Here is a 6850-nt window from a genome sequence, read left to right as displayed (position 1 = left end):
CCCTAATACCATATCAGCCGGCATCGGGATCGGCGGAAAATACGGGCAGGGAATAATTATGGTACGCAGCGAAAAGGGCGAAGATTGGTCCCCGCCGGCAATATTTACCATAGCAGGGGGGAGCCTGGGCTGGCAATTAGGCGGACAGGCCACCGACTTCGTGCTTCTTATTATGAATAGAAGGTCTGTAGATGGCATCCTGCAGGGTAAGTTCAAGCTGGGCGCCGACGCCTCGGTAGCCGGCGGTCCTGTCGGCAGAGCCGCAGAGGCATCGACTGACATACAGCTCAAAGGCGGCATACTGTCTTATTCGCGCAGCCGCGGACTGTTTGCCGGAGTAAAGCTGGAAGGCGCCGTTATCACGGAACACTGGGACGGGGATAAAGAGTTGTATGGGAAAAGCCTTTCGGCTGATTCGATATTACTGCGGGGAAAGGCCAAGATGCCAAAATCGGCGGATGCGATATTACAGGTCTTGAAAAAATATCCCTACAAAAAATAGCGGGCTCGAACCGGTCACATCTTGTCGAATTCAGCGACATCCCTGACCTTACTTAAGGCGGTCGCGAGATCGATAGTGCCGGCTTCATAAAGGTTTTTCAAGTATCTATCCATAGTTATCATGCCGTTCTTTTCGCCCGTCTGAACGACAGTCAATAACTGCTCTGTCTTCCTGTTTCTGATAAGGTTTCTCGCCGCACTGGTGACTGTAAGAACTTCGCATGCCACCACTCTGCCGCTACCGTCTTTCCGGGGAAGAAGCTGTTGACAGACGATCCCCTGCAGGCAATTCGACAACTGTGTCCTGACCTGCTCCTGTTGATGCGGAGGGAAGACATCGATTATCCTGTCTATTGTCTGGGGAACATCCGGCGTATGAAGAGTGCTTAATATAAAATGGCCGGTCTCTGCCGCCCTTAACGCAATAGATATGGTCTCCAGGTCCCGCATCTCTCCGACAAGTATGACATTAGGATCCTGCCTCAATGCATGCTTCAGCGCGCTGGCAAAAGAATGTGTATCGCTGCCGACCTCTCTCTGTTTAATAACGCTCTTATTATGCGTGTGCAGATATTCCACGGGATCTTCGATCCCTACTATGAGGCATCGGCGTTCTCTGTTAATAAGGTCGACCATCGCCGACAATGTAGTCGTCTTGCCCATACCAGTTGGGCCCGTGACCAGGACGAGTCCCGTAGGCCGCCTGGCAAGATCGGCTACGACAGGGGGGAGGCCCAACTCTTCCAGTGTCCTTATATGATTAGGTATGACGCGGAAAGCGGCTTCTACGTTTCCTTTCTGGACATGGACATTTAACCGGAAACGGGCCATACCGGCCATATCTACGGCCGCGTCCAATTCCAACTGCATCTCAAATATCTCTTTCTGTTTATCGCTCAGAAGGCTGTAAACAAGTTTCTTCGTCTGGATGCGATCCAGTTCAGGATATTCTGAAGGAATTAAAAAACCATCCACCCGCAGCATAGGCCTAAGCCCTGATATAAGATGCAGGTCAGAAGCTTTCCTGTTTAACGCGTGAGATAGCAATTCTTGTATATTAAGAGTATCGGTAGCCATCTTTCCTTTTCTTTAACATGACAAATTTTAGCACTTTGCTGAAATCGTGTCAAGAAAATAAGTAAAAAATTAATTATGAAGATAAGCTGTAAAAGTATATAATGGAGCTATGAAAAATAGAACCCGCGTGCGAAATTTAATACGTTCGTTATCGAAGTCGGGGGTGTGCTCACGCAAGCAGGCGCTCGGATTAGTCAAAGGGGGAAAGGTAGCTGTTAACGGCCGTATAGTCCTGGATCCCGGCAAAAATATCATGGAGCGGGACCTGATTTCGGTCGATGGAGAAGCCGTCTGCGTAAGGAAAAAAAGATATATTTTATTATATAAACCTGTGGGATATGTAACCACGAGAAACGACGAATTAGGAAGGCCTACCGTATACGAATTCCTTAAAGACGTTAAAGAATGGGTATTCCCGGTAGGCAGGCTGGACAAGGATTCGGAGGGCCTGCTGATATTCACAAACGACACCCGTTTTGGCGATAGGCTTACTGACCCTAAATATCGGGTTCCAAGGACCTATAAAGTGACTGTAAAAGGCGTCATTGAACAGGATGATATATCAAGGCTCGGCAATGGCATAGAAATTGGTCACGGAGAAACGGCTAAACCCTCGAAGGTAGTGATAATAAGCCGCGACAAGACATCAACACAACTGGAAATAACGCTCGTAGAGGGCAAAAATAGAGAGATCAGGAGGATGTTTGAATGCCTCAAAAAACCGGTCCTACAGCTCATTAGAACGAGGTTTGGGCCTTATGGCATAGGTTCTACACAACCCGGCAAATGGCGCGAAATTTCACCCCATAATACCTGAATATAACCGATCAACATTATACCTGCGATAAAAAATCATCGTTATCAACAGGTAATTCGACTATTAACACAACTCATTCAATGACAACATATTACAGTGCTTGTTCCCAATATGCCAAGTTAACATAAGATATATTATAGGACGTTTAGCTTTAGGCCCATCTTGGTCTTTAGGTGTCATTTAAAGCTGAGTGTTTACCTATAGGAATAAGTTTAGGATCGGGATATTGTTAGGTATCGGAACCGAACTTGGGATTGGAATGGCTGCGCAGCCGGACATTATCAGTGCCAGCAGAATCAATACCAGATAGAAAATCCTATTATTTGGCATGTTTCTCCATCCTGAAGTCTCCCCCGTCTACCTTTATGATTTGGCCTTTTATAAGGGCTTCGGCAAGGCATTTCCGGGCGCTCTTTAAGACGCGTGAGAAAGTCTGCTGGCTTATACCCATAAACCGGGCTGCCTGATGCTGGCTCATATCTAAATGGTCGGAGAGTCTTATGGCTTCCAACTCTTCATGCTTAAGGATCATATACCCCGGCCGGCCTATACGGCCTCGCGGGCTGAACTGCCTGATCTGGGGTTCTTTTTGGATGATCCGCAGCTTTCTTGGCCGTCCCTTCATGTTTAAATACCTATTTTGCAAAGATTATCCACAGGTTATTTTATGGGTATATACTCATTACTGTTATAGCATCTTCATAACTCGGGATCGCGGAATTATTTGATGATATTGACAGGCTTGATAACGCCTATCCTGGCAAGAAAGACTATCAGTATACTATAGATAATGACCGTCGCAATGAATATAGCGATCTCCCGCAAGAGCTCTTTTTTATCATGTACCACTCCCCTGCCGGCCATATACATCATAAGAAGTCCCAGTAAGTTACTTACCCAGTAGAAGACAAGCACGACAAGAAGGAGATCGGCCTTGAAGAAACTTATAGTAATATTGGCGCACAAATATGAGATAGGTATATTAATAAAGGCGTCGTTCCAGAAGGTCAACGGCGACAAAACCCAACCTATAAAGAACAATATCCTGGCCACCGATCTCTTCATAGACTATCCGCTGGTTATTATCAAAACTATGCCTATAAGCATGCATGATGTGCTGAGAAGCCTGATATGCACATCCCTTTCTCTGAAAAATATCCAGCCGTATCCCACGCTCATAAGCAGGCTCAGCCTTTTAATGGATACAGCATAAGCCACACCTGCTATAGAAATTGCTTTAAAGTAGAATATGCTGGAAAGAGCCATAAATAATCCAAGCCCCAGGAAGCAAAGCAGCGTTTGCGGTTTAAGGTTCAGCTTAGAACTGCCGCGACTCATCCTGTATAGGACAATAGGCGCCATAGCCAGGCTGATAGAAACATTGTAGATGAACGGGATGGATTCCGGGCTTGATAACAGCATGGCTTTTTTAGACATGGTCGACGTTAAGCCGTACATCAGAGCCACAAGGACCATGTAAAAAGATCCCTTATTGACGAATATGGCCTTTAGCGGGCTGATAAATCCGTATTTCGCCTCTTTGATATTAAGCGAATATACGCCGGCTGCTATCAGCACAATGCCGATGGCCCCCATGAACTGTACGCGTTCGCCCAGGATCAGGAAGGCTGTCAATATAGTAAAAACGGGCGTCAGGGCAAGAAACGGCACCGACAACGATATGTCGGTCTTTTTAAGAGCCTTATAATAGAGGATCACCGACAGGATCTCAAAAGGTATGACCGATAGCAGCGTCTTGACCAGCTCCGCGGTTATTGGCGCTACCCTATGCGAAAAACACACCACAGCCAAAAAAGGCGTCGATAGGAGCAGGACAAGCCAGCCGACCAGGTATTCATCGCTCTTTTCGGATAGCGTCTTTTTTGCTATAGGATCTGTAGACGCTACAAAGAAAGCCGATAATAAAGAATAGATCGCCCACATACAGGGCTGCCTTTAATGGCCTTTATGCCGGTTTTTTAAGCTTCTTTTTCGTTCTCTTCGACGAACCTCTTAATCTCTTCAAGATTTTCCAGAATAAGCCTCGCCTTACTAAGCCCGAAAGTAAACGGATATTTATCGTTCTCATCCCTTCTGATGATCAAAACCGGCTTTCCTTTAAATTCGCTTCTCTCTACCACATTACCCTCCTTTTTTAATGAGGCCACAGCTTATGGCTCTCTCCCTATGATCGGCGTTCACCGTATAACGCTAACGCGTCATCTGCCGGAGGCCAATCCGCTTCCTGCTATCTTCACCTTATAAACATACAATATCCAGATAAGCGCCAGAGCTTCTGCGCAAAAGAACGAGACCGCAGCCCCGACCATACCGTATTTAGGGATTAAAACAAGGTTTAGCGCAACGCTGAAAAATGCGCTGGCGATAACCTGCTTAAGGACCTCTTTTTCCAGGCATGCCGCTATAAGGCCCGTTGAAAACGGCAGGTTAAAAAGAACCAGGATAAGCGCCCCGATCATTATATTGAGCGGTATAGCTGCCGGAACGTATTCCGCTCCAACAGTCAACCTCAAGAGATCCTTGGCAAAAAATAAAACGGGCAGCAGGATCAGGATTATTATGACCGTTGTAACAGCTAAAAATTTTATCGTCGCGCCTTTGAATTGCTTCGCGTCTATATTAAATGTGCAGGAGAGCCTGGGCAAGAGAGCATTGGCTAAAAAAACGGCCAGTATGGTCACTCCTCCGACCGCTCTCCTTGCAACGGTAAAATATCCTACTTCCTCAGCTTTCCTGAACAGCCCGAGCAGGAATATATCAAGATTATTATAGACCTGGGCAAACATGGCTATTGCCCATATAACAAGCGAACTGGTAAGATATAACTTCAGCTTGGCCGTATCCGGTTTCCTGACCTTAAATCTGAACTTCAACAGTTTCAAGAATGTTGCTATTACGGGTATTGATCCGAGGAAATAAAAAAACGGCACTTTTACCACATCTTCAGGATGCCTCACAAAAACCAACATCAGGGTAAGTTGCAGTAACGAGGTCACCAAAAAAGAGGCGAATACCATATACATCTTTTCCAGCCCCTGAAAAGCCCACTCTGTGGCAAACGCGGCCATGAACATCATCAGGCATGTTTCTATCATAAGAAGTTTGAGAATCCCCGGCTGGCGGGATATCATTGAAACTGCGGCGACTATTACGGTCAATATTACAGCTATAACAAACCTTAACGACACAATATTGGACACGTACTCCGACACATCGGATCCACCCGCTTTAGCCACCTCCCTAATACCATAGGTCGATAACCCCAGGTCTAAGAAACTGGCTAAAAAGACTATGATCGATATCGCATATGAAAGATTTCCCAGCGCCGCCGGCATTAACGTCCTGGCGAGATATATGAGCATTATGGCGCCGAAAAGACTGCTGACGCAGTTGGCTGCGCCCATCCATATCATATTCCTAGACAATTTTTCCACTGTTAGATCCTATTTTTTCTTGATAGCGAATATTGTCTTATCGATGACCGCACAGTCAGGCAGGACTTTCTTAATCATTATTTAAATAGATCCAGGAACCTGTCTTCATAGAATGCGTAGAGGTCCCATCTGTCCAGCTCGTTTTTCAGCATAGCGGCCTTGGCTTTATCAAGCCTCGTCTCCTGGAAAAGTTTTTCGATCTTTTCCATTATATAAGCGGGTATCTTCTTCTCCGAGGGCAAATGCTCGGGCTCCTCTTTTTCGAACGTCAGCACATCACCTACTTTTTCTTCGATAGCCGCCATTTTTTCGTCTACATCCTTTATCTGCTCGCCCAGCTCCTGGAAGCTGATCTTAAAACTCAGGATCTTACGCAATACGTCGATAACGGCTCCGGAGGCCTTAGGGTTCGGAAGGCCTATCGCATATTGCGGCATTGTGGCTAAAAGGCACACGGCATCGATATTCTTTTGCTTGGCAAATCCCAGCAAAAGACCGTTCATGCCTGATATGTGGCCGTCATCCATCAGGCTGACACCGCACCTCCTGACGCTGTCGCCAAGCGGTTTTCTATTCACAGCTGCATAGACGCGCGGCAATTCCTTGTAGCTTACAGGCATAGGAAATGCGGCGCCGGTGAATATCGTCTTAACCTTGAGCCCCGCCGCGAAATCCAGCATCTTATTCAAAAGGCCTATGCCGGAACGTCCCGGCAATTGGGCTTCTCCTACAAAGATTATCATCTCAGGATTTTTTATGTAATAAAACGTATTCTGCGGTACCGGCGGGAAGGCCGCCATACCTTTATCGACCACGACAGAATCAAGTATTGCCATGGGATCGACCGTTATCTCGGCGAATTTCACGGCCCCCAGCTTCTTGTGCAGGTACTCCACAACCCCCAGGGCAACATTTCCCATTCCGGGCCACCCGGATATCATGATAGGCGCCGTAAAGTCTATATTTTTATATATCTTTATCTCTTCCATACTGTCCCCCG

Annotated in this window: 9 protein-coding genes; 2 read left to right on the top strand and 7 right to left on the bottom strand. The window is 46.5% G+C overall.

Annotated elements, in window-relative coordinates; translation table 11 throughout:
- Positions 1–502: lipid-binding SYLF domain-containing protein (locus WC592_07985; GenBank protein ID MFA4982386.1), on the top strand; the 502-nt coding region annotated here is incomplete at its 5' end.
- A 14-nt stretch (positions 503–516) separates the two neighbouring features.
- On the opposite strand, the gene WC592_07980 is transcribed toward WC592_07985, so the two are convergent.
- A complete protein-coding gene (locus WC592_07980; protein ID MFA4982385.1) occupies positions 517–1578 on the bottom strand; it encodes a type IV pilus twitching motility protein PilT in 1062 nt (353 codons plus the stop codon).
- Between the two features lie 127 nt (positions 1579–1705).
- On the opposite strand from WC592_07980, the gene WC592_07975 reads away from it, so the two are divergent.
- Entirely contained in the window at positions 1706–2395 is a 690-nt protein-coding gene (locus WC592_07975) for a pseudouridine synthase (protein MFA4982384.1), read from the top strand.
- Between the two features lie 319 nt (positions 2396–2714).
- On the opposite strand, the gene WC592_07970 is transcribed toward WC592_07975, so the two are convergent.
- The 6 genes from WC592_07970 to WC592_07945 form a co-directional block, all read right to left on the bottom strand.
- Positions 2715–3020: a DUF134 domain-containing protein gene (locus WC592_07970; GenBank protein MFA4982383.1), complete on the bottom strand. Its 306-nt coding sequence runs from the start codon at positions 3018–3020 to the stop codon at positions 2715–2717.
- 95 nt (positions 3021–3115) lie between these two features.
- Entirely contained in the window at positions 3116–3460 is a 345-nt protein-coding gene (locus WC592_07965; GenBank protein MFA4982382.1) for a hypothetical protein, read from the bottom strand.
- A gap of 3 nt (positions 3461–3463) precedes the next feature.
- Positions 3464–4339, bottom strand: coding sequence for an EamA family transporter (locus WC592_07960; GenBank protein ID MFA4982381.1), 876 nt, complete (start codon positions 4337–4339; stop codon positions 3464–3466).
- A 35-nt stretch (positions 4340–4374) separates the two neighbouring features.
- Positions 4375–4536, bottom strand: coding sequence for a hypothetical protein (locus tag WC592_07955; protein ID MFA4982380.1), 162 nt, complete (start codon positions 4534–4536; stop codon positions 4375–4377).
- 78 nt (positions 4537–4614) lie between these two features.
- The gene (locus WC592_07950; GenBank protein MFA4982379.1) at positions 4615–5850 is read right to left on the bottom strand and encodes a flippase; all 1236 of its coding nucleotides are present in this window, start codon (positions 5848–5850) and stop codon (positions 4615–4617) included.
- A gap of 77 nt (positions 5851–5927) precedes the next feature.
- A complete protein-coding gene (locus WC592_07945) occupies positions 5928–6839 on the bottom strand; it encodes a PAC2 family protein (GenBank protein MFA4982378.1) in 912 nt (303 codons plus the stop codon).
- Positions 6840–6850 lie beyond the last annotated feature (11 nt).

Source organism: Candidatus Omnitrophota bacterium, from assembly GCA_041648975.1.
Lineage (GTDB): Bacteria > Omnitrophota > Gorgyraeia > 2-01-FULL-45-10 > 2-01-FULL-45-10 > JAQUSE01.
This window is presented reverse-complemented; position numbering and strand designations above follow the sequence as displayed.

Coding starts and splice junctions, on each gene's coding strand:
- WC592_07980 (MFA4982385.1), bottom strand. CDS start 1,578: ATGGCTACCGATACTCTTAATATACAAGAATTGCTATCTCACGCGTTA.
- WC592_07970 (MFA4982383.1), bottom strand. CDS start 3,020: ATGAAGGGACGGCCAAGAAAGCTGCGGATCATCCAAAAAGAACCCCAG.
- WC592_07965 (MFA4982382.1), bottom strand. CDS start 3,460: ATGAAGAGATCGGTGGCCAGGATATTGTTCTTTATAGGTTGGGTTTTG.
- WC592_07960 (MFA4982381.1), bottom strand. CDS start 4,339: ATGTGGGCGATCTATTCTTTATTATCGGCTTTCTTTGTAGCGTCTACA.
- WC592_07945 (MFA4982378.1), bottom strand. CDS start 6,839: ATGGAAGAGATAAAGATATATAAAAATATAGACTTTACGGCGCCTATC.